Annotated in this window: 21 protein-coding genes; 7 read left to right on the top strand and 14 right to left on the bottom strand. The window is 72.4% G+C overall.

Going from position 1 to position 21,565, the window contains the following annotated elements; translation table 11 throughout:
* Positions 1–790: ABC transporter ATP-binding protein (locus ABZS66_RS26465; RefSeq protein ID WP_354762073.1), on the top strand; the 790-nt coding region annotated here is incomplete at its 5' end.
* A 14-nt stretch (positions 791–804) separates the two neighbouring features.
* Here ABZS66_RS26465 and ABZS66_RS26460 read toward each other — a convergent pair.
* Genes ABZS66_RS26460 through ABZS66_RS26430 form a run of 7 tightly spaced genes read right to left on the bottom strand, consistent with a single transcriptional unit; the run spans position 805 to position 8,727 of the window.
* On the bottom strand, positions 805–1,587 hold the full coding sequence (locus ABZS66_RS26460; protein ID WP_354762071.1) for a class II aldolase/adducin family protein: 783 nt from the start codon (positions 1,585–1,587) through the stop codon (positions 805–807).
* Positions 1,584–2,549, bottom strand: coding sequence for an NAD(P)-dependent oxidoreductase (locus ABZS66_RS26455; RefSeq protein WP_354762069.1), 966 nt, complete (start codon positions 2,547–2,549; stop codon positions 1,584–1,586). The genes ABZS66_RS26460 and ABZS66_RS26455 overlap by 4 nt, the downstream gene beginning before the upstream one ends.
* Positions 2,546–3,511 (bottom strand): Gfo/Idh/MocA family oxidoreductase, encoded by a 966-nt coding sequence (locus ABZS66_RS26450; RefSeq protein WP_354762067.1) that lies wholly within the window; start codon positions 3,509–3,511, stop codon positions 2,546–2,548. Before ABZS66_RS26450 ends, ABZS66_RS26455 begins: the two co-directional genes overlap by 4 nt.
* The gene (locus ABZS66_RS26445; RefSeq protein ID WP_354762065.1) at positions 3,508–5,295 is read right to left on the bottom strand and encodes an ABC transporter ATP-binding protein; all 1,788 of its coding nucleotides are present in this window, start codon (positions 5,293–5,295) and stop codon (positions 3,508–3,510) included. Before ABZS66_RS26445 ends, ABZS66_RS26450 begins: the two co-directional genes overlap by 4 nt.
* Positions 5,292–6,173, bottom strand: a complete 882-nt coding sequence (locus ABZS66_RS26440; RefSeq protein ID WP_354762063.1) for an ABC transporter permease — start codon at positions 6,171–6,173, stop codon at positions 5,292–5,294. The genes ABZS66_RS26445 and ABZS66_RS26440 overlap by 4 nt, the downstream gene beginning before the upstream one ends.
* A complete protein-coding gene (locus ABZS66_RS26435; RefSeq protein WP_354762061.1) occupies positions 6,170–7,144 on the bottom strand; it encodes an ABC transporter permease in 975 nt (324 codons plus the stop codon). The genes ABZS66_RS26440 and ABZS66_RS26435 overlap by 4 nt, the downstream gene beginning before the upstream one ends.
* 26 nt (positions 7,145–7,170) lie before the next feature.
* Positions 7,171–8,727, bottom strand: a complete 1,557-nt coding sequence (locus ABZS66_RS26430) for an ABC transporter substrate-binding protein (protein WP_354762059.1) — start codon at positions 8,725–8,727, stop codon at positions 7,171–7,173.
* 304 nt (positions 8,728–9,031) lie between these two features.
* Between ABZS66_RS26430 and ABZS66_RS26425 the strand changes: the two genes are divergently transcribed.
* From ABZS66_RS26425 to speB, 6 genes are all read left to right on the top strand, one after another.
* Positions 9,032–9,700 carry a GntR family transcriptional regulator gene (locus ABZS66_RS26425; protein WP_354762057.1) on the top strand — a complete coding sequence of 223 codons (669 nt, stop codon included), beginning with the start codon at positions 9,032–9,034 and terminating at the stop codon, positions 9,698–9,700.
* Between the two features lie 250 nt (positions 9,701–9,950).
* The gene (locus ABZS66_RS26420) at positions 9,951–10,904 is read left to right on the top strand and encodes an ATP-binding cassette domain-containing protein (protein WP_354762055.1); all 954 of its coding nucleotides are present in this window, start codon (positions 9,951–9,953) and stop codon (positions 10,902–10,904) included.
* Entirely contained in the window at positions 10,901–11,698 is a 798-nt protein-coding gene (locus ABZS66_RS26415; RefSeq protein ID WP_354762053.1) for an ABC transporter permease, read from the top strand. The genes ABZS66_RS26420 and ABZS66_RS26415 overlap by 4 nt, the downstream gene beginning before the upstream one ends.
* Before the next feature lie 34 nt (positions 11,699–11,732).
* A complete protein-coding gene (locus ABZS66_RS26410; protein WP_354762051.1) occupies positions 11,733–12,764 on the top strand; it encodes an NAD(P)-dependent oxidoreductase in 1,032 nt (343 codons plus the stop codon).
* Positions 12,755–13,774, top strand: coding sequence for an amidohydrolase family protein (locus ABZS66_RS26405; protein WP_354762049.1), 1,020 nt, complete (start codon positions 12,755–12,757; stop codon positions 13,772–13,774). Before ABZS66_RS26410 ends, ABZS66_RS26405 begins: the two co-directional genes overlap by 10 nt.
* 11 nt (positions 13,775–13,785) lie before the next feature.
* Positions 13,786–14,727 carry an agmatinase gene (gene speB, locus ABZS66_RS26400; protein ID WP_354762047.1) on the top strand — a complete coding sequence of 314 codons (942 nt, stop codon included), beginning with the start codon at positions 13,786–13,788 and terminating at the stop codon, positions 14,725–14,727.
* A 9-nt stretch (positions 14,728–14,736) separates the two neighbouring features.
* Here speB and ABZS66_RS26395 read toward each other — a convergent pair whose 3' ends face one another.
* The 7 genes from ABZS66_RS26395 to ABZS66_RS26365 form a co-directional block, all read right to left on the bottom strand.
* The gene (locus tag ABZS66_RS26395; RefSeq protein ID WP_354762045.1) at positions 14,737–16,200 is read right to left on the bottom strand and encodes an MFS transporter; all 1,464 of its coding nucleotides are present in this window, start codon (positions 16,198–16,200) and stop codon (positions 14,737–14,739) included.
* A 102-nt stretch (positions 16,201–16,302) separates the two neighbouring features.
* Complete coding sequence (locus ABZS66_RS26390; protein ID WP_354762043.1) at positions 16,303–17,034, bottom strand: hypothetical protein; 732 nt, start codon at positions 17,032–17,034, stop codon at positions 16,303–16,305.
* Between the two features lie 172 nt (positions 17,035–17,206).
* Positions 17,207–18,004, bottom strand: a complete 798-nt coding sequence (locus ABZS66_RS26385; RefSeq protein WP_354762041.1) for a CoA-transferase — start codon at positions 18,002–18,004, stop codon at positions 17,207–17,209.
* On the bottom strand, positions 18,001–18,855 hold the full coding sequence (locus ABZS66_RS26380) for a CoA-transferase (RefSeq protein ID WP_354762039.1): 855 nt from the start codon (positions 18,853–18,855) through the stop codon (positions 18,001–18,003). The genes ABZS66_RS26385 and ABZS66_RS26380 overlap by 4 nt, the downstream gene beginning before the upstream one ends.
* Positions 18,856–19,920 carry an MBL fold metallo-hydrolase gene (locus tag ABZS66_RS26375; RefSeq protein WP_354762038.1) on the bottom strand — a complete coding sequence of 355 codons (1,065 nt, stop codon included), beginning with the start codon at positions 19,918–19,920 and terminating at the stop codon, positions 18,856–18,858. It lies immediately after the preceding gene.
* Entirely contained in the window at positions 19,910–20,674 is a 765-nt protein-coding gene (locus ABZS66_RS26370) for an enoyl-CoA hydratase-related protein (protein WP_354762036.1), read from the bottom strand. Before ABZS66_RS26370 ends, ABZS66_RS26375 begins: the two co-directional genes overlap by 11 nt.
* Positions 20,671–21,546 (bottom strand): MaoC/PaaZ C-terminal domain-containing protein, encoded by an 876-nt coding sequence (locus tag ABZS66_RS26365; protein ID WP_354762034.1) that lies wholly within the window; start codon positions 21,544–21,546, stop codon positions 20,671–20,673. The genes ABZS66_RS26370 and ABZS66_RS26365 overlap by 4 nt, the downstream gene beginning before the upstream one ends.
* Between the last annotated feature and the right edge of the window lie 19 nt (positions 21,547–21,565).

The following is a 21,565-nucleotide window of genomic DNA, read 5'->3' as shown; positions in this document are numbered from 1 at the left end:
CCCGGGCGGCCCGGCCGGGCCGGCGCTGTTGGAGATGCACCGGGTGGGCAAGCGGTACCGCCGCCCCGACGGCACCGACCACGCCGCCGTGCGCGACGTGTCGTTCACCGTCACCGCCGGCCGCACCCTCGGCGTCGTCGGCGAGTCCGGCTCCGGCAAGAGCACCGTGGCCCGCATCGCCCTCGGCCTGCTGCGCCCCGACGAGGGCGACGTCCGGTTCGCCGGCAACCCCTGGAGTTCGGTGCCGGAGCGGCGCCGCCGCCCCCAGCGCGGCCGCATCCAGCTGATCCAGCAGGACCCGCTCGGCGCGTTCGACCCGCGCTTCACCGCCGGCCAGGTGATCGCCGAGGCGCTGCGGCCGGAGCGCGACCGGGGAGCCCGGCGCCGGCGGGTCGCCGAGCTCCTGGAGACCGTCGGCCTGGCCGCGTCGCTGGCCGACCGTCGCCCGGCCGAGATGTCCGGCGGCCAGCGCCAGCGCGTCGCGATCGCCCGGGCCCTGGCCACCGGCCCCGAGCTGCTCGTCTGCGACGAGCCCGTGTCCGCCCTGGACGTCTCCATCCAGGCCCAGATCCTCGAGCTGCTGGCGGGCCTGCAGGCGCAGCGCGGCCTGGCGATGCTGTTCATCTCGCACGACCTGGCCGTCATCCGGCAGCTCAGCGACGAGGTCCTGGTCATGAAGGACGGCGCCGTGGTCGAACGCGGCCCGGCCGACGCCGTCTTCGACCGCCCCACCGACCCCTACACCCGCCAACTCCTCGCCGCGGTCCCGACCCTTCCGGTGTACCCCTGAAACGGCGGTCGGGCTCAGTCGGCGTAGTCGGGGGCGACCCGCGCCACGAGGCGCAGCAGCGCCGCCCAGGCCAGGTCGTTGGCCTGGGTGTCGGCGAACGTGTCGCCGGTGTCCTCCAGGTTGAGCTGCCGCGCGGTGCGCTCCGCGACCTCCGGGCCCGGGATGACCAGTTCGCCGGAGGCATGCTGGGCCTCGATCTGGATCTGGCAGGCGCGGTCCAGGTAGAACATCCGCAGGAAGGCCGCGCCGGGGGTCTCGCCGACCGTGAGCAGCCCGTGGTTGCGCAGGATCAGCGCGTTGTGGGGGCCGATGTCGGCGACCAGGCGCCGCTGTTCGTCGAGGTCCAGCGCGACGCCCTCGTAGTCGTGGTAGCCGACCCGGTTGTAGAACTCCATCGACATCTGGTTCAGCGGCAGCAGCCCGCAGGCCTGCGCGGCCACCGCGCAGCCGGCCCTGGTGTGGGTGTGCAGCACGCACTTCGCGTCGTGTCGTGCCGTGTGGATCGCGGAGTGGATGACGAAGCCGGCCGGGTTCACGGGCATGGAGCCCGCGCGGATCGCCGCACCGTCGGTGCCGATCTCCACCAGGGACGAGGCGGTGATCTCGTCGAACAGCAGCCCGTAGGGGTTGATGAGGAAGCGGTCGTCGGTGCCGGGGACGCGGACCGAGATGTGGGTGTAGATCAGGTCGGTCATGCCGAAGTGCGCGACCAGCCGGAAGGCCGCCGCCAGCTGCCGGCGGGCCTCCGCCTCGGTCTCGATGCCCTGGATGATCGCCGGGCCCGGCGTCGTGGTCATGCGCTGCCCTCTCTGGCGTTCGTTGCCGGCCGTGCCACGACCCCCGCGGGGATCGCTCCGTCGAGCACCGCCGCGACGGCGGCGGCCGCGCGTTCCCCGCCTGCCCGGACGGAGTCGTTCGACCACCAGGCGATGTGGGGTGTCAGGACGGCGTGGCTGGCGCGCAGCGGGTGGTCGGCGGGCAGCGGCTCGTCGTCGTACACGTCGAGGGCGAGGCCGGCCAGGCGGCCCGACGCGAGCGCCTCGGCGAGCGCGCCGGCGTCCACGATCGGGCCGCGGGCGACGTTGACGAGCATCGCGCCGGGCCGGAGGTGGGCGAGTCGCTCCTTGTCGAGCAGGCCGCGGGTCTGCTCGTTGAGGGCGAGGTGGACGCTGACGACGTCGGCGGCGGCGAGCAGGCGGTCGAGGTCGGTGACCAGTTCGACGCCGGCGGCCTGCCGGTCCGGCCGCACGCGCGGCGCCCAGCCGAGCACCCGCATGCCGAGCGCGGCGGCGCGCGCCGCCAGCCCGCGGCCGGTCCGGCCGAGGCCGACGACGCCGAGCGTGGTGCCCGCGATCCGTCGGGGCGGGCCCGCGGGGCCGGGCGGGAGCCGCCAGCCGCCGGCGTGCAGCGCGCGGTCGTGGAGGCTGACCTGGCGGAGGAGGTCGAGGATCAGCGTGAGTGCGTGGTCGGCGACCTCCTCGACGCAGTAGTCGGGCACCGAGGTGACCCAGGCGCCGTGCCGGGCGAGTTCGTCGACGGGGAGGTGGTCGTAGCCCGCGGAGGTCGAGGCGACGACGCGCAGCCCGGTCATCGACTCGATCAGCCCGCCGGTCAGCCGGGTGGCGGGCCCGGCGATGACGGCCGTGACCGCCTCCGGTTCGGCGAGGTCGGCGACGATCCGGGCGCCGGGGAGCAGTTCGGCGGCCCGCTCCGCACTGAGCATCCGGTCGAGGACGGCAACCACGGGCGGGCGGGTCACTGCGCGATCATCTCGAGGATCTCCAGGTTGCGGGCGCCGTCACGGCCGGTGGCGTACGCGACGTCCGCGCCCCGGAAGGCGCGGTTCACGGTGGCGAGTTGTGCGTCGAACGAGCGGGGGGTCGGCCCGGTGATGTCGGTCTCGGTGCCGTCGGTGCGGATCAGTACGGCGGTGCCCTGGCCGTCGGGCGAGGTGTCGGTGGCGCGCACCATCCCGTTGAAGCCGACGACCTCGACGACCGTGGCCGGCGTGAAGTTGTTGCCGGTGGCGGTCAGTGTGCCGAGCACGCCGGTCTCGAACTGCAGCGCGGCGACGGCGAGGTCCTCGGTGGCGTAGCCGCGCTGGTGAGCGGTGAACCCGGCCGCGCCGGTGATCTCGCCGGCGAGCATGCGCAGCAGGTCGATGTGGTGGGTGCCGATGTCGGCGAGGACGCCCCAGCGGGCCTTCTCCTTGTCGCCGCGCCACGAGGCCGGCGGCCCGGTGCGGCGCATGCCGTACAGCGACCGGACGGTGGTGATCGGGCCGAGCTCGCCGGAGGCGATGATGCGCTGCATCTCGAGGTGGGCGGGGACGTACCGCGCCTGGTAGCCGACGGCGAGGTGCACACCGGCGGCGTCCGCCGCCTCGACGAGCTTCCACGCCTGGCCCGACTCGAGCGCGAGGGGCTTCTCCAGGAGCACGTGCCGGCCGGACCGGATCGCCTCCATCGCCTGCTCGAAGTGCAGGTGGCTCGGGGACGCGATCCACATGGCGTCGACCTCGTCGTCGGCGCACAGGTCGGTGAGGTCGGCGTAGGGCTTCGCGATGCCGTTGCCCGCCGCGAACGCGGCGGCGCGCTCGGCCGAGCTGCTCAGGACGGCAACCAGGTCGGCGTCCTCGACGGCCGCGAACGCCGGCAGGCACGCGCGCGCGGCGTAGCCCGAGGTGCCGACCAGTGCCCAGCGCAGATGCGATGCGGTCATACGGGTTCCTTCATCGTGGGGGTGTTGTCGACGAGCTCGCGGGTGTACTCGTGGGTGGGCTTGTCGAGGACCGCCTGCGCCTCGCCCTGCTCGACGATCACGCCGTCCTTGAGGATCACGATGCGGTCGGCGATGGCCCGCACCACCGCGATGTTGTGGGTGATGAACAGGGTCGTGAGGTCCTCGGTCGCGCGCAGCTGCCCGAGCAGCTCCAGGATCGACGCCTGGATCGACACGTCCAGCGCGGAGGTGATCTCGTCGCAGATCAGCACCCGTGGCCTGGCCGCCATGGCCCGGGCGATCGCCACGCGCTGGCGCTCGCCGCCGCTGAGCTGGCTCGGGCGGCGGTGCTCGTACTGGGCCGGCAGCGACACCTGGGCGAGGAGCCGGCGCACTTCGGCGCGACGTTGCTTCGCGCTGCCGCACAGGCCGAAGGTCCGCAGCGGTTGTTCGATGATCCAGCCGATCGTGCGCCGCGGGTTCAGCGACGCGTAGGGGTTCTGGAAGATGTACTGGATGTCCTGCAGTGTCTGCCGGTCGCGCTCCTTCGCCGTCCAGCCGACCCGGTCGCCCTGGTAGCCGAGCCAGCCCTCGACCGCCTCGTCGTGCAGGCCGCTGATGGCGCGCGCGGTGCTCGTCTTGCCCGAGCCCGACTCGCCGACCAGCGCGACACATTCGCCGGGCGCGACGGCCAGGTCGATGCCGTGCACGACCTGGTGGTCGCCGTACCTCACATACAGGCCGGCAACCTGGAGCAGCGGCTTCTCCCGGGTGGCGTGGGTGCGCCAGGTCTGGGCGCCGGAGGTCTGCTCCAGCCGCTGCTGCTCGACGAACCCGGCGCGGAAACAGCGGGACAGGTGGTCGGGGCCGAGCTCGACCGCCGGTGGGGCGGCGAGGCCGCAGGCGGCCTCCGCGAACTGGCAGCGGGCCAGGAAGGCGCAGCCGGTGCTGCGGTCCCGTGCGTGCGTGACCGTGCCGGGGATGCCGACGAGCTGCCGGCGCTCCCGGACGTCGGGGGTGGCGAGCACGAGCCGGCGCGAGTAGGGGTGGGCCGAGCGGTGCAGCACGGTCCTGGCATCGGCGTACTCGACGAGGCTGCCGGCGTACATCACGCCGATCCTGTCGGCGAGGCGGTCGACGACCGTGAGGTCGTGGGTGACGTACACCGCGGCCGAGCCCTCGGTGCCGATGACCTCCTCGATCGTGTCGAGGACGTGCGCCTGGGTGGTGACGTCGAGCCCGGTGGTCGGCTCGTCGAAGACGATCAGGCGGGGGCGGTTGATGATCGCCATGGCGATGCTCACGCGCTGGAGCTGGCCGCCCGACAGCTGGTGCGGGTACCGCTTGAGGAAGGCCGTCGTGCCCGGCAGGTGCACCTTCTCGAGCAGGTCGGTGATCCGGCCGACGTCGGCGTTGCGGCGCTCGCGGCGCGTGCTGCCGAGCATCTCGACGAGCTGCTCGCCGATGCTGAGGGCCGGGTTCATCGCCGTCATCGGGTCCTGGGGGACGTACGAGACGAGATGCCCGCGGGCCTTGCGGCGGGCGGCCTCCGTCGTGTCGACCATCTCGGTGCCGTCGATCGTGACGGATCCGCCGCTGATCCGGGTACCGGAGCGGGCGAACCCCAGCAGCGCCAGTGACGTGGTCGTCTTCCCGGAGCCGGACTCGCCGACCAGGCCGAGCACGGAGCCGGCGGCGAGCTCGAACGACACGCCGCTGACGATGTCGTACGGGTCGGTGCCGGTGACGCTGACGCGGAGATCGTCGACGACGAGGGTGCTCACGTGCGGTCCTCGATTCCGGCGGTGGCGAGCGCGAAGCCGTCCGCGACGAGGTTCGCGCCGACGGTGACCACGACGACCGCGACGACCGGCACGAGCACCGCGAGTGGCGTCGCGGTGAGCCCGACCTGGTTCTCCTGGATCATCACGCCCCAGTCGGCGGTGGGTGGCTGCACGCCGAGGCCGAGATAGGCCAGACCGGCGACGCTGCCGATGGCGTAGGTGAGGCGCTGCGCGAACTCCACGGTCAGGGGGCTGGCGATGTTCGGCAGGATCTCCTGGAACATGACGCGGCTCGCGGAGGTGCCGTTGCCCTCGGCGTAGCGCACGAAGTCGGCCTCGCGGACCTGGACGGTCGCCGAGCGCACGACGCGGATCGCGTGGGGTGCCAGGTCGAGCGCGACGACCCCGACGAGGACCGGCAGGTGCTTGCCGAGCACAGTGATGACGAGCAGGGAGAGCACGATGCCCGGGAAGGACATCTTGAGGTCGCAGAACCGCATGATGATCTCGTCGAGCAGCTTGTTGCCCTGTGCCGCGAGCAGGCCGAGCACGGCGCCGGCCCCGACGCCGATGACGGTCGACAGCAGGCTGATGAAAATCAGGAGCTTGCCGCCGGCGAGGAACCGCGACAGCACGTCGCGGCCGATCCGGTCGGTGCCGAGCAGGTAGTCGGGGCCCGGCGGCTGGAAGGGCGCGCCGACGAACTCGGTCGTGCTGTGCGGCGCGAAGAGCGGGCCGAGGACCGCGATCGCGAGCACCAGCAGGACGCAGGCCAGACCGACCCGGGTGCGGGTGAGGCGCAGCGAGCGCCGGATCGCGCCTACGTGGCGGGCCGGTGCCGCGACCGGTGTCTCCACGGGTGTTTCCGTCTTGCTCATGATGCCGCTCCTGAGTGCGCGATCCGGGTCCGCAGGCGCGGGGTCACGGCGATGATCGCCAGGTCGGTGAGCAGGTTGATGATCACGCAGATGGCCGCGAGGATCACGACCAGCGTCTGCAGCACCGGTACGTCGCGGTTGCTGACCGCCTGGACCAGGCCGTAGCCGACGCCCGGGTAGGAGAAGACGGTCTCGACGAACACGATGCCGCCGGAGATGAACAGCAGCGTGAGGCCGTTGGCCTGGACGATCGCGCCGCGGACGTTGCGCAGTGCATGCCGGAAGATCACGCGGTGCTCCGGTTGGCCCTTGAGCCGGGCCAGCATGACGTAGTCGCTGTCGAGGACCTCGATCATGCTGGCCCGGATCATGCGGATGGGGTAGGCGATCATCGACAGCACGACCGCGATGGTCGGCGCGACGACCATGTCGAGCTGGGCGGCCGTGGGCCGGGTCGGGTCGAAGATGCTCGCGGCCGGCAGCAGGTGCAGGACGTTGGTGCACAGCACGTAGATCACCAGGATCGCGACCGCGAAGCCGGGTACCGCGCTGAAGACCAGGGTGACCACGGTCACGATGCTGTCGAAGAGCCCGCCGTGCCGGATCGCGCTGTACGCGCCGATGAGGATCGACAGCGGGACGATCAGGATCAGGCTGGACAGTGTCAGCAGGCCGGTGTAGCCGAGCTTGGTCGTCACGAGCTCCGACACCGGCAGCGTCGAGACCAGGGACGAGCCCCAGTCGCCGGTGAGCAGCCCGCCCATCCAGCTCAGGTACTGGTCGACGAGCGGGCGGTCGAGACCGAGCTCGCGGGTCAGCGCGGCGTACTGCTCGGGCGTGGCCTCCTGCCCGAGGAGCACGTCGCGTGCGTCCCCGGGCAGGACGTGGATCGCGAGGAACACGATCACGGAGACCAGCCACATGATGGCCAGACCGCCGGCGATCCGGCGCAGCAGCATGGATCTGATCAAGGGGTACTCCTGGTGACGCGCTGTGGTCAGGCCATCCACACCTGGCGGTAGCGCCAGGCACCCAGGCTCCAGCCGTTGGGCTCGAACGGCTTGAAGCCGCTCACCTTGCTGGAGTACACGTCGACGTTGGCCTTGAAGACGTGGACGATCTCCGGGCCGCTGTCGTAGAAGCGCTGCAGCAGCTGGCCCTGGAGCTCGGCCTGCTTCTTGGCGTCCACGGTCGACAGCAGCTGCTTGTAGATCGCGATGCCGTCGGCGTCGTTCCAGCCGCTGTCGTTGGAGCCACCGGTGGGCAAAAAGCGCTGCGCGTAGGTCTGGCCCATGGTCGAGCCGGACCAGTAGTTCTGCTTGAACGCCACCGCCTTGTGCGTCGCCGTCCACGAGCTGGCGTCGACGTTGTCGATCTTGACCGTGACGCCGGCCGCCGCCGCCTGCTGCGCGAAGACCTGCGCCGAGTCGACCATGCCCCCGTTCTGGGCCGAGGTCTGCAGGTTGACGGTGAGCCCGTCGCCGTAGCCGGCCGCCCTGAGCAGGCTCTTGGCCTGCTCGATGTCCTGCTTGCGCTGCGGCAGGTCGGGGTAGCCGGGCGTCGCCGGGTGGGGCATGTCGTTGCCGATCGAGCCCAGGCCGCTGTACGCCTGCTTGAGCATCGCCTCGCGGTCGACGATGAGCTTGAACGCCAGCCGCACGTTCGGGTCGTCGAACGGCTTCTTGTCCACGCGCATCACCAGCGGCTGGTAGAAGCCCGACTTCGTGGTCATCGTCCGGTACGCACCGGTGGAGAACTGGGCGGCGAGCGCCGGATCGATCGAGTCGACCGCGTCGATCTGGCCCGCGAGCAGCGCCTGGCTGCGCGACTCGTTGTTGGCGAAGGAGATGATTTCGAGCTGCTCCAGGTAGGGCTGGCCCTCCACGAAGTAGTTCGGGTTCGCCACGAACACGGCGCGCGCGCCGGGGGTGAAGCTCTGCAGCTTGAACGGGCCTGTGCCGACCGGCTTGGCCGGGTCGTAGTCCGTGGGCAGGATCATCGACTGTGCGGGACCGAAGCGCTCCGCGAAGAGCGAGTCCGGCGTGGAGAAGGTGAACCGGACCGTGCGCTCGTCGAGCTTCTGGGCGCTCTTGAGGTCGATCGCGGCGAGCGCCGCAGCGGCCTTGCCCGGTTTGGCCGGGTTCAGGATCCGCTGGAACGTGAAGATCAGGTCGTCGGCCGACAGTGTCTTGCCGTGGTGGAACTCGACCCCCTGCTTGAGCCGGATCGTCGCCCCGGTCGCGTCGGGGGCGAGCTCCACCGACTCGGCCAGCCCGTACTCGGTGTGGAACGGCAGGTCCGGGCTGAGGTACTTGAGCCCGTCGTAGAGGTTCTGGCACCGCTGCTGGTCACTGTCCGTCGCGATGTAGTGCGGGTCGATCATGTCGGTGGCGCCGCCGATGCTCCCGACGCGCAGCCGGCCGCCCTTCTTCGGGGTGGAGCTGTCGGCGCCGGGGGTGGGGCTGGACGTGTCGCCGCAGGCCGCGAGCGCGGTGAGGCCCACCACGCCGGCGGCGCCGGCCAGGAACGTGCGACGGGAATACTGCTGAGACATCGAAGGCTCTCCTCGGTCGGTTCGTCGAGTTGGCTATGGACGTCGGCCGCAGGGCGGATCGAGTATGCTGGCTCGCCGCCGAGTCATCGTCGCGGCAGGCGCTGAGGTCCGGTGCCCGCGTCCCCAGATGATGGATTGTGCATAATCGGTAGAAGCAATCTGTGGGACCATCGGCGGAGCACGCAAGGGCCGGAACGAACTGTTTACACGGTGCCCGAGTCCGTAATCTGTCCGACACGTGGCGACGTACATTGTGAGCAGGCGACATCCTGGCGGAGCGACGACAACGAGAGGGAGGTGTGCCGTGGCAGCTGGCATCGGCCTGCAGGGCGCGTCCCGCACCACTGAGGGCATGGTCGCCGACGTGCTGCGCGAGCGCATCATCACCGGCGCACTGCCGACCGGCTCCCGGCTGCGGCAGCAGCAGATCGCCACGGAGCTCGGCGTCTCCACCACGCCGGTGCGTGAGGCCTTCCGCACCCTGGCCACCGAGGGCCTGGTGCGCATCGACGAGCACCGGGGCGTCGTCGTGCGCCAGCTGACGCTGGAGGAGTGCATCGAGATCCAGGAGCTGATCGTCGCCGTCGAGTCCGACAACCTCCTGCACTCGGTGCCGCGGATGGACGAGCGGACGCTCGACGAGGCGGAGAAGATCGTGCGGCTGATGGCCCGGGCGGGCAGCCGCCGCTCGCTGCTGAACAAGGACCTGCACCTCACGCTCGCCCGGCCGTCGCAGCGCAAGCGCGCCATCGCGCTGCTCGACGAACTGCTCACGCTGAGCGCCCTGCACGTGCCGACCGACGCCCTGCGGATCGCCGACCGCCCAGCCCAGTCGGAGCAGGAGCACCGCGCGCTCATCGCCGCGGCGCGCGCGGGTGACGCCGAGGAGGCGGCCCACATCCTGGTCGAGCACTGCCAGCCGATGCTCACCCTGCTGCGCGCGGACCTCGCGGCCCGTTCGGCGTCCGCCTGAGCCCTCCGCCCTGAACCTCCGCCCCGCCCACCCCGCCCCGCCCGGCGCCGGCACTCGCACCGGCGCCGCCGTGAGCCGAACCCGGCGGGGCCGCCGCCCAAGCCGAGCCCCGGCGGGGCCGCCGCCGTGAGCTGAGCCCGGCGCCCTTCCTCGCCCCGCGCCTTCTTCGCCCCGCCTCTTGTGCGCCCGTGGGTGCTCATGCAAACTACCGATAATGCATTATCGACAAACGGCGGCAGCGGGAGGATCGATGCACCTCGGTGTGCTGGCTTCCGGTCTCCGGCGGGACTTCGGCGGCCATCGCGCGCTCGACGGCCTCGACCTCCGCGTCGCACCGGGCACCGTGGGCGCGCTCCTCGGACCGAACGGTGCCGGCAAGACGACCACGGTGCGGATCCTCACGACGCTGGAGCGGGCGGACTCGGGGCAGGCGTTCGTCGCCGGCTTCGACGTCGCCGCGGCACCGCTCGCGGTCCGCGCGTCCATCTCGTTGACCGGCCAGTACGCCGCGGTCGACGGCGACCTCACCGGCCGGGAGAACCTCGTCATGATCGCGCGGCTGCGGCACCGCGGCCGGCGCGAGGCCAGGCGCCGCGCCGACGAACTGCTCGACCGGTTCCAGCTGACCGGCGCGGCCGACCGCATCACCCGCACCTACTCCGGCGGGATGCGCCGGCGCCTCGACCTCGCCGCCAGCCTGGTGACCACGCCCAAGGTGCTCTTCCTCGACGAGCCGACGACCGGGCTCGACCCGCCGAGCCGGGACGGGCTCTGGGACGTCGTGCGCGAGCTGCGCGACCAGGGCACCGCGATCGTGCTGACCACGCAGTACCTCGAAGAAGCCGACCAGCTCGCCGACCGGATCACGCTCATCGACCACGGCACCGCCGTCGCCGACGGCACACCGGCCGAGCTCAAGGCCGTCTACGGCGGCGACGTGCTCGAGCTGATCGGCCACGACGACCACAGCGCGTACCAGGCGGCCAAACACCTGGTGTCGCGCGCCGGGCTCGGCGAGGCGTCGATCGTGCGGACGTTCGAGGAGCCGCGCGTCGACGTCCGGCTGCCGGCCGGCACCTACTCCGTCTGGGCCGCGGTGCGGGAGCTCAGCGGCGAAGGCATCGAGCTGCGGGACATCCGGCTGCGCCGCACGTCGCTCGACGAGGTGTTCGCGGTGCTGACCACGCCGAAGAGCCGGTCATGACCACCGGCGAACTGTCGTTCACGCGCCTGACGGCCGGCCAGATCGCCGAGAACATCGGCACCCTCATCCACCGCAACCTGCTGCAGTTCTTCCGTAACCGGCAGCTGCTCATCCTCTCGCTCGTGCAGCCGCTGACCAACATGGTGATGTTCGCGTACATCTTCAACAAGGTCGCGTCCGCGCCCGGCCTGCCCTACCGGCAGTACGTCATCCCCGGCGTGCTCGTCCAGGCCGTCATGGTGTCGGCGATGCGGACCGGGGTCGCGGTCTCCTACGACCGCAACGCCGGCATGAACGACCGGTTCCGGTCGCTGCCGATCGCGCGGTCCGCGGTGATCCTCGGACGGACCATCAGCGACTCGCTGAAGATCGCGATCCAGCTGACCGTCCTGACCGTCATCGCCGTGGCCGCGGTCGGCTTCGACTTCCGCCAGGGACTCCTGCGCGGCGTCGCCGCCGTCGCCGTGCTCGCGGTGTTCGGGCTCGCGGTGACCGCATTCTCGGCCTGGGTCGGGCTGGCCGCGTCCGACCCCGAGGCGACCCAGATGTGGCTGATCACGCCGACGCTGCCACTCGTGTTCGGCAGCTCGGCCATCGCGCCGATCGCCCAGATGCCGCACTGGCTGCAGGTGTTCGCGCGGTGCAACCCGGTGACCCCGGCGGTCGACCTGTCCCGCAACCTCGTCAACGGCGGCCCGCTCCTGCACGACTTCCTGCTCTACGTGGCCTGGACGGGGGGCATCGCCGTCGTCTTCACGATCCTGGCGGTCCGCTCCTTCCAGCGCTCCTCGTAAACCCACCTGATCCGACCCCGGAGGACCTCACACCATGACCAGACCGCACATCTTCGTGTCGCAGCCGATCCCGGAGCCGGCGCTGGAGCTCATGCGCCAGCACGCCGAGGTGGAGGTGTTCCCCTGGGACCACCGCGAGGTGAGCGTCGACGAGCTGCACGCCGCGTCGCTGCGATCCGACTACTTCTTCCTCATGCACTCCAACCCGATCCGGGAGCAGTTCCTCTTCAACACCCGGCTCAAGGGCATCGGCTGTGCGGTGGTGCGCGACGACCTGCACGACGTGGCGGCACTGGAGCGCTCCGACGTGAAGGTACTGCTGGCCAGGCACCCGGAGCCGCCGGCGGTCGACCCGGAGGGCACCTACGACGTCGAGACCGGCTGGGGTCTCAACCCGCGGGCCACCTCCGACCTGATGGTGGGCCTGCTGCTCAACCTCGCCTACCGCATCACCGAGTCCGACGACTACTGCCGCCGCATGGGATTCTTCCAGGAGATGACCATGGCGCTGATGGGCCAGGGCTGCGTCGGCAAGACCGTCGGCCTCTACGGCCTCGGCCGCGTCGGCAAGCAGGCCGTGCGCAAGCTCAAGGCGCTCGACCTCCGCGTCGTCTACACCAAGCGCACCCGCCTCTCGGCGCAGGACGAGGAGCGGCTCGGCGTCGAGTGGGTCGAGGAGGCCGACGACCTCATCGCCCAGTCCGACTATCTGTGCCTGCTCACCAACTTCGAGCCGGCCAACCTCAAGATGTTCGGCGAGGCCCAGTTCAAGCTGATGAAGCCGACGGCGTACTTCATCAACGTGGCCCGCGGCCGGCTCGTCGACGAGGACGCCCTCATCCGCGCGCTGCAGGACAAGACCATCGCGGGCGCCGGGCTCGAGGTCTTCTGGAGCGAGCCGCCGAACAACATCGACGCGTACATCCCCGTCGAGCTGCGCAAGATGGACAACGTCGTGCTCACGCCGCACAACGGCGGCGCGACGTACCTCTCCCGCGGCGCGCAGACGATGGCGATCGCGAAGGCCATCGTCGCGGAGATCGAGACCTGCGGCCTGTGGGACTGACTCCGCCACCCGGCGACGTGCCCGGTCCCGGACGCACCGCGGCGTCCGGGACCGGCCGGATCGTCGACATCCACGCCCACCTCACGCCCCGGCGTTTCATCGACGCCGTGGCGGACGGCCGGAGCTGGCACAACATGACCGCCGCCGACGGCGAGCTGCACAACCCGCTCAACCACTGGAGCGTGGCGCAGCGCCTCGACGCGATGGACGCCGACCGGGTCGACGTGCAGGTGGTCTCGCCGACCGACGTCTTCTACCAGTACCACCAGGAACCCAAGGTCACCGCCCAGCTCGCGCGCTCCGTCAACGAGGCCGTCGCCGAGCTGCGCCGCGACCACCCCGACCGGTTCGCGGGGCTCGGCACCGTGCCGATGCAGGACACCGACCTCGCCGTGGCCGAGCTGGAGCACTCGGTCCGCGACCTCGGCATGGTCGGTGTGATGATCGACGACCACGTCAACGGCGACACCTACGACCTGCCGCGGTTCGACCCGTTCTTCGCGGCGGCCGCCGAGCTCGGCGCGGTCGTCTTCGTCCATCAGTACGGCCCCACCTCCGTCGCCGCGCGCATCGACCGGTTCTTCCTGTTCAACTCGATCGGCAACCTGGTCGACCGGGCGATCACCTTCGCGTCGCTGGTCTACGGCGGCGTGCTGGACCGCCACCCGACCCTGAAGGTGTGCCTCGGGCACGCCGGCGGCTACACCGCGTTCGCCCTCGACCGGATGGACCACGGGTGGCGGCAGTGGCCGAACCGGCGCGGCGCCTGCCTGCAGCCGCCGAGCACCTACGCGTCGCGGTTCTTCTACGACGCGGTCACCTACCAGGAGCGCACGCTGCGTTTCCTCATCGACACCGTGGGCGCCGACCGCGTCATGCTCGGCACCGACTGGCCCGCGCCGATGCGCGTCGAGGAGCCCGTGGCGCGGCTGGCGGCCATGCCGTCCATCACCGCGCCCGAGGCCGAGTCGATCCTGCGCGGCACGGCACGACAACTCTTCACCCGGTAGGGGGCACCAAAATGACAGAGGTCCCGGTCGGCCCGGTCGACGCGTCGAAGATCCCGCGCTATGCGGGCATCGCGACCTTCGCGCGGCTCCCCCGGCTCGAGGAGGTGTCCGCCTACGACGTCGCCGTCGTCGGCGTCCCGTTCGACACGGGCGTCAGCTACCGGCCGGGCGCGCGGTTCGGCCCGGCCGCGATCCGCGAGGCGAGCCGCCTCCTGCGGCCGTACAACCCCGCCCTCGACGTCGCGCCGTTCGCCGCGCAGCAGGTCGTCGACGCCGGCGACATCCCGGCCAACCCGTTCCACATCGACGAGGCCCTCACCCAGGTCGAGCAGGGCGCGACCCGGCTCATCGGCGACGGCCGGCGCCTGGTCACCCTGGGCGGCGACCACACCATCGCGCTGCCGCTGCTGCGGGCGATGCACCAGCAGTACGGCCCGGTCGCGCTGCTGCACTTCGACGCCCACCTCGACACCTGGGACACGTACTTCGGGGAGCCGTACACGCACGGCACGCCGTTCCGCCGCGCCACGGAGGAGGGACTGCTCCGCGCCGCGCACACCACACACGTCGGCATCCGCGGCCCGCTGTACAGCCGGAAGGACCTCGAGGACGACGAGCGCCTCGGCTTCGGCATCGTCTCGTCGCTGGACTTCCAGCACCGCGCGCTCCCCGAACTGGTCGAGCGGATCAGGGACCGCGTCGGCAACCACCCCGTCTACGTCTCCATCGACATCGACGTCCTCGACCCGGCCCACGCACCCGGCACCGGAACGCCGGAGGCCGGCGGCCTCACGAGCCGGGAGCTGCTCGCCGTGCTGCGGGGCCTGGACGGCGCCAACATCGTCGGGGCCGACGTGGTCGAGGTGGCACCGGCATACGACCACGCACAGCTGACGACGATCGCGGCGTCCCACGTGACGTACGACCTGATCAGCCTGATGGCCCGGCACTGAGCGCGGTCGTCATGCGGTCTCGCCCGCGGGGCGGGCGGCCGGTTCGCGTTGCGCATGTCGTACGTGGTCGGCGGCGCCCGGTGGAAGGCGCAGGAGCGCCGCCGTGCTGAGGGCGGCGAGGACGGCCAGGGCGACCAGCGCCACCCGGTACCCGAGCGGGCCGGACGCGGCCGTGGGGTCCGTCGTGGCATCCACGGCGCGGACGGTGACGGCGGCCAGGGCCACGCCCAGGCCGTTGGCGAGCTGGACGATCGTCGCTGACAGGGTGTTCGCCCCGTTCATCAGGCCGGCGGGCACGTCGGCGAACTGCATCGTGTTGTAGCCGGTGTACCCCACCGACCGGAACACCCCGCTGAGCAGGAAGACCGCGGCCATGACCGCGGTCGGGGTCTGCGGGGTGACCAGCGCGCAGATCACCATCGTGGCGGCGAGGCCGGCCGACGACGCCGCGATCAGGGTGCGGAAGCCCAGCGCGCGCAGCAGCGGCGTCGTCACGGGCTTGATCGCGAGGTTGCCGACGAAGACCCACATGACCATGAGCCCGGCCTCGATCGGGCTCCAGCCGAAGCCGTCCTGCAGCAGCAGCGGCAGCAGGAACGGCACCGAGTTGACGGCGATGCGGTAGGCGACGCCACCGGTGTTGGCGGCCCGGAACGTCGGCCGGGCGAAGGAACGCAGGTCGAGCAGCGGCGTCGGGTCGCGCCGGGCGCGGCGCACCGCCGACCCGAGCCCGAGGGCCGCGACGGCGAGCAGGGCGGCGGCCACCGGCAACCACCCCGGGTCGGCCACCAGCTCCAGCCCGACAACCAGGCCGACGATGCCGGCCATGACCAGCAGCAGCGTCCGCACGTCGATCCCGGCGGGTACAGCAGGGCCGACTGAGCCGGCAGCAGGGTCGGCGGCGGGGATGACCCGCCAGGCGACGGCGAGCAGGACGGCGCCCAGCGGTACGTTCACGAAGAAGATCCACGGCCAGCCCGCGTACTGGGTGATCACTCCGCCCAGGAACGGGGCGATCACCGGCGCGGCGAGCGCCGGCCAGGTCAGGTACGCGACGGCGCGGACGAGATCGGTCTTGGCGGTACCCGCGAGGACGATGAACCGGCCGACGGGCACCATCATGGCGCCGGCCAGGCCCTGGAGCACCCGTCCGGCGACGAGCATCGCCAGCGAGGAGCTCAGGCCGCACAGCACGGACGCGCCGACGAACCCGGCGATGGCGACGAGGAAGACGCGGCGGCCGCCGAACCGGTTGCTGAGCCACCCGCTGACCGGGATGCAGGCGGCCACCGTGACGAGGTACGCCGTCATCGCGAGACCTGCGTCGCTCGGCCGCACACCGAGGTCCCGGGCGATCGCCGGCAACGCCGTGGCCAGGATGGTGCCGTCGATCTGTTCGAGGAAGAACGCGGCCGCGACGGTCAGCGCCACCGGACGCGACCAGCCGGCGGCCGTCTGCGCGGTGACGGTCACGGTGCGCGGTCAGCGGGGGTCGGGCTCACACCGCCGATCATCCAAGGTGGCACCCGTCCCCGTCGAGGTACACCGTCCCGTGGTGATGAATGTCGCGGGTTCCTATCGTTTCGTGACAAGGTTCCGGTGCGTTTCCACCGACGGGTCCCACGCATCGGGCACCGGTCGGACCGTGGAGAGCAGCACGATGATGCCACGCCCCTCGGCCTGCACGACCCGGGAACCGGCACGGCAGGCGACCCCGAGCACCTGCGCGGCCCGCACCAGCAGGCGCACCGAGGACCGGTCCCGCGAGCGCAGCCGCAGGCCGGTGTGCGACACCCTCGGCGACGCGGTCAGCAGCGCGCAGCGCCACACCGCCGCGGCCCGCGTCCGCAGCACCGCCCCGTCAGCCGTCCCACTGGATGTCCCGTCGGCCTTCCCGTCGTCGAGCAGCAGTCCGACGCCGCGCGTCCACTCGCCGTGCAGCCGGCCGACCACGCGCAACGGTTCGGCGCCGTCGACGTCGACGATGAAGGTCTCGTACCGCCGGCGGATGCCGGCCACGTGACGGCGGATCCAGCACCTGGCGTCCGGCACGGCCCGCATCAGGTCGGCGAACCGGGCCGCCGCCGGCTCCGTCTCGAACTCGGCGCGCAGCCCGGCGCCGGCGCAGTCGCCGACCACCGCCCACGCGTCCCGTGCGCGCCCGTCGCCCGGATGCTGCAACCGCGGTGTTCCCGCCAGCAGCATGAGGCTCGCCTCGAACAGGTCGGCGTCGACGTCGACGGGCCCGGGCGCCACCCCGGCGGATGCGGGCGTTGCCAGCGGTGGTGCGCTGCGGTGTCGTGCCATCGACGTGTCCCGTCTGCGGGATGGCGGGCCGCCGGACGCGTGCGCGGCGTGTCAGACGAGTGTTGGCGCCCGGGGCCGCAGCACACCAGTGCCGGTCACCACGTGTGACCGTTCTGCAAGACGCCTCACAAGATCTCTCGGTGGCGCGGTCCCGAGCCCAGCGGGCGCGCGGTCACCGGACGGTCGGTGGGCGGAAGCCGCGCTTGCGGTAGCTGTGCGGGTCGATCCGCTCGCGGATCAGGCGGACCTGCTCGGCCGTCGGCGGCGTGGTGGTCGCGACCCGCGGCGGGAGGACCGGCGCGAACCCGGTGGCCGACAGCACGTCGTCGACGCTGATGCCCGGGTGTACCGACCTCAGGCGCATGCGCTGCGAGTCCGGCGCGAAGTCGAGGACCGCCAGGTTCGTCACGACGAGGGCCGGGCCGCCGCGCAGGCCGAGGCGGGCCCGCTCGCCGTGCCCGCCGAGGTAGCCGGCGCCGGAGCGGAAGTCGACCCGCTCCACCAGCGTCCGCGGGCTGTGGTCGGTGACCCAGTAGATGAGCTGCTTGTCCAGCGCGCCCATGTCGCCCAGCCCGGCGGTGCCCGGCAGCCGCACCCGCGGGTGGTCGAACGCACCGATGACCGAGTTGTTGGCGTTGCCGTACGCGTCGAGCTGGGCCGCGCCGACGCAGAACTTGCGCAGGAACCGGTCGCCGGCCACGTAGTCCCAGAACTCGGCGTAGTGCTCGAGGTACATGACGGCGTCGCGCCACAGCGGGGACTCGAAGCTGGAGGCGGTGAGCTGCGGGTCGAGCGGGTCCACACCCGACGATCCGGCGATCCAGACGAGGTCGGGGGCGTGGGTCAGCCGGGCCAGCTGGATCGCGCACACCGGCAGGACGGACGACAGGCCGTTGCAGACCTGGTCGTCGTTGTCGAAGCACGCGGCCAGCGTCGCGATCATCAGCTCGTCGACCGAGTAGCCGGTCACCGCACGCCGACCAGTCCCAGGTACTCCTGCTGGGTCGCCGGGCCGCGCACGTACCGGTCCAGGAACGCCTCGCACGCGTCGTCGTCGGCCGCGGCCTCGACCCACGCGGTGAAGAACCCGGCATCGTGGTCGTACGCCGGGAACAGCGACGTCGGATGCGCGCCGGACGGCGCCTCCACCACGGCGTCGACGGCGAACCCGGGCAGGATCGTGCGGTCCGGCGCCCGCCGCAGCTCGGCCGAGCCGACGATCCGCTCGACCGACACGATGACCCGCCGCGACGCCCGGGGCAGCGTCGTCATGGTGGGCAGGCGTACCCCCGGATCGATCCCGATGTTGCCGGCCCGATCGGCGCGATGGGCGTGCAGCACGGCGATGTCCGGGCGCAGCGCGCGGCAGGCGACGACGGGCGGCCCGCCGAACGGGTCCGGGATGACCTTCAGCGCGTCGTTGCCGACGTCGAGCAGGTCGGTGCCGATCAGCCCGCGCGTCGGCAGGAACGGCAGCCCGCGGCTGGCGGCGCCGAGCCGGGCGTACAGCGCGGTCTCCGAAAGCTCCTCGACGGCGATGGCGCCGGTCTCGACACTGCGCCGGAACCGCTGGCACAGCCCGAAGTGCTCCATCGTGACGGCGGCGAAGGTGCACCGGGCGAGCGATCCGGCGGCGGCGAGCCAGTCGACGGGCAGCCCACCGCTGAGGCAGACCAGCGACAGGTCGCGGCGGCCGGCGCGGATGATCTCGCGCACGAGCGTCATCGGCGCGCACTGGGTCGGGCCCGCCTGGAGGCCGACGACGTCGCCGTCGGCGATGAGCGCGACCGCCTGCTCGGCCGAGACGACCTTGTCGCGCACCTATCCGGCCCCGTACTGCCGGACGCCGTCGTCCTCGGAGCGCCGCAGCCGGCCGGTGCCGACCAGGACGTCGAGGTGCGCAGCGGTCTCCGTGACGGCCAGGCAGCGGCCGAGCACGTCGAGGTCGTCGAAGGCGCGGCCGCGGCGGGTCCACCGCAGCCGCTGCGCGACCTCCAGCGCGGTGGCCGCACCCGCGGCGACGGCGCCGGCGGTCTGCTCCAGCCGGGTGTCGTGGTGGGCGACGAGCTCGTCGACGCGCGCGTGCACGCTGGGTCCCGGGTGGCCGTGTGCCGGCAGCATGGTGCGGTCGGGCAGGTCACGGACGAGCCGCAGCGAGTCGAGGTAGTCGCGCAGCGGCGACACGGCCGGGCTCGGCTCGAAGCCGATCGACGGGGTGATGTGCGGCAGGACGTGGTCGCCGCAGAACATCACGTCGCGGGCGGCGTCGACGAACACGACGTGGCCGCGGGTGTGCCCCGGGGTGGGGTACGCCTGCCACGTGGCGGTGTCGAGCGCGATGGCCGACGGCGGGTCGATCCACTCGTCGGGGAACGCCCAGTCGGCCGGGTCGTGCTCGACGGGCACGCCGGCGACGAGCTCCTTGGCGAGCGCGGCGGCGCCGCCGAGGCGCAGCTGCTCGCACAGGGCGGCCCAGGGTTCGGTGACGGGCGCCTGCGCGACGCACAGCGTGCCCTCCTCGGCCAGGCCGAGGCCGACCCGCAGCCGCGGGTGCCGCTCCCGCAGCCGGACGGCGAGGTTGTAGTGGTCGCGATGGGCGTGCGTGACGAGGATCCGGCTGATCCGGTCCTCGTCGGCGTCGAGGGCCCGCAGGGCCTGCCGCAGCCGGGCCTGCGCCTCCGGCAGCGCCCAGCCGGAGTCGACGAGGACGATCGCGTCGCCGTCGCGGACCGCGTACACGTTGACCGCGCGCAGGCCGTCCTGCGGCATCGGCAACGGGATGCGGTACAGCCCGGCGCCGAGCCCGTACACGCCGGGCTCGGTCCAGTCGCGCCCGGGGTCGTCGGGGCGGACCGGCAGCGGTGCCCCGTCGTGTTCAGCGGCCACGGAACACGGCCGGCCGCTTGGCGGCGAACGCTGCGAACGCCTCGGCGACGTCCTCGGTCGCCGTGTTGACCGCGGACGCGGCCGCCTCGGCGTCGAGGGCCTCGTCGAACGTCGAGGTGAAGGAGGCGTCGAGGAGCCGCTTGGTGAGGGCGAGCGCGATCGGCGGCCCGTCGGCGAGGCGGCGGGCGAGCGCGGTGGCCGTGTCGAGCAGGTCGTCGGGGGCCATCACCGCCGACACCAGACCGAGGTCGCGGGCCTGCTCGGCGGTGATCGTGTCGCCGAGCAGCGCGAGCCGCTTGGCGGTCTGCAGGCCGACCAGCCGGGGCAGCAGCCAGCTGCTGCCGAAGTCGGGCGACAGGCCGCGCTTGACGAAGATCTGGCAGAAGGTCGCGGCCGGCGAGGCGACGACGAGGTCGCAGCCGAGGGCGAGGCTCATCCCGGCGCCGACCGCGGGCCCGCCGACGGCGGCGACCGTCGGTTGCGGCAGCCGGTGCAGGGCGCGGGCCGCGTCGTTGATCCGGTCCATGACCCGCACCACGGACTCGTCGGGCACGCCCGCCGAGAGGTCCGCGCCGGCGCAGAACGCGCCGCCGGCGCCGGTGATGAGCACGGCGCGGTCGTCCGGCGTCCGGGCGATCTCGGCGAGCACCCGGCCGAGTTCGGCGAACCCGTCGACGGTGAGGGCGTTGCGCCGCTCGGGACGGTCGAGGGTCAGCCGGACGACGCCGCTGTCGCGCTCCACGGCGATGCTCACGTGGGCTGCCCTTCGTCGACGGTCAGCTCGCCACCGGCCAGGGCGGGGGCGTTGTCGCGTTCGTCCACAGTGGACACGAAGAGCAGCCGCCCGTCCTCTCGCCAGACCGACGTGCGCAGCGTCTCGCCGGGATACACGACGCCGGCGAAGCGCGCCTCGATCGCCCGGACCCGCTCGGCGCGGCCGTCGAGCACGGCGTCGACGATCGCCCGGCAGGCGATGCCGTACGTGCAGAGCCCGTGCAGGATCGGCCGCGGGAAGCCGGCGGCCTCGGCGACCGCGGGATCGGCGTGCAGCGGGTTGCGGTCGCCCAGCAGGCGGTACCACAGGGCCTGTTGCGGCAGCGTCGGGGTGACGACCGTGTGGTCGGGCGCGCGCCGCGGCGGGTCCGGCGGGCCGGCCGGGCCGCGGTGGCCGCCGAAGCCGCCCTCACCGCGGGAGAACATCCGCATGCTGGAGGTCCACAGCGGAGCACCGTCGGCGCCGGTCGCCTCGGTGTCGACGACGATCACCGCCGCCGATCCCTTGTCGTAGAGGTCGGCGACCCGGGTGCGGACCGAGGCCTTGCCGTCCCGCGGGATCGGGTTGTGCAGCTCGACCCGCTGGCTGCCGTGCAGGATCGTGCGCAGGTCGACCTCGACGCCGGGGTACGAAACCCGCGGCGGCCGGGTCGAGCGCAGCATCGGCACGACGACGGCGAACGTCGGTACGACGACGGAGCCGGACTCGGTCGCGTAGCGCAGCTCGACCGGGTCGACCGGGTCGGCGCCGGCGCCGAGCGCCAGATGGTAGAGCAGCACGTCGGAGGCGTCCCACCCGATCTCCTCGACCGTCGGGGGCGCCGCCAGGGCTACGCCGGGATCGATCGGCATCCGGTTCTCCTTCTCGTTG

It is taken from the genome of Dactylosporangium sp. NPDC005572 (assembly GCF_040605515.1).
Classification (GTDB): Bacteria; Actinomycetota; Actinomycetes; order Mycobacteriales; family Micromonosporaceae; genus Dactylosporangium.
Note: the sequence above shows the minus strand (reverse complement) of the source record. Positions and strands in the feature narration are given on the sequence as shown.